Genomic DNA, 966 nt, shown 5'->3' with positions numbered 1-966 from the left:
TGCAGAAAAAGCTGCGTGTGGCTGCCTACGCCCGCGTCTCTGTGGACACGCTTCACCACTCCCTTGCGGCGCAGGTCAGTTACTACAGTACACTCATCCAAAAGAACCCCGCATGGGAATATGCCGGCGTGTACGCAGACGAAGGAATCACAGGGACAAGCACTACACACAGAGATGAGTTCAAGCGGCTGATTGCGGACTGCAACGCCGGGAAGATTGATTTGGTACTCGTCAAAAGTATCAGTCGCTTTGCCCGTGACACCGTGGATTGCCTCCATACCGTCCGGCAGTTGAAAGAGAGGGGGATTGCCGTCCGCTTCGAGCGTGAGAACATTGATTCCATGTCGGAGGACGGAGAACTTCTCTTGACGCTGCTCGCATCCTTTGCCCAAGAGGAGAGCAGAAGCATCGGCGACAACATTCGGTGGGGTGTGCGGAGGCGTTTTAGACAGGGGATTCCAAACGGACATAAAGCCCCTTATGGCTACACGTGGGACGGCGAGATGTTCCGCATTGTTCCTTCCGAGGGCGAGATCGTCAAGGAAATTTACCGCAGATACCTTGCCGGAGAATCTGCATACGCCATCGCCAAGACTCTCGCGGGACGCGGAATCACAGGACGGCAGGGGAGACCAATAGAGCAGACCACGGTAAAGGACATCCTCTCCAACATCTCCTACACGGGCACAATGGCGCTGCAGAAGAACTACATCAGTGAGGGACATATCCGCAAGCGGAATAAAGGCGAACTGCCCATGTATCTGGTGGAGGGAATATTCGAGCCGCTCATAAGCCGAGATGACTTTGATAAGGCGCAGGAGATACGAAAACTGAGGGCCGAACGGGCTGTGAATCGGAATCCTGTGCTGATGCCATTCTCCGGAATGGTGAAATGCGGATGCTGCGGCAGCGGCTTCAGCAGAAGAACCGCTGGGAAGTACAGGCGATGGGGCTGCAACACAAGAG

At 55.2% G+C, this 966-nt stretch carries 1 protein-coding gene; it reads left to right on the top strand.

Annotated elements, in window-relative coordinates:
- Nucleotides 1-966, top strand: a 966-nt coding sequence (locus tag HMPREF9163_RS03785) for a recombinase family protein (RefSeq protein WP_009440334.1), incomplete at both ends; no start/stop codon positions are given.

Origin of the sequence: Selenomonas sp. oral taxon 138 str. F0429 (assembly GCF_000318175.2) — a bacterium.
GTDB lineage: Bacteria > Bacillota > Negativicutes > Selenomonadales > Selenomonadaceae > Centipeda > Centipeda timonae.
The sequence above is the reverse complement of the archived record's forward strand: the minus strand, read 5'-3'. Positions and strand labels throughout refer to the sequence as shown.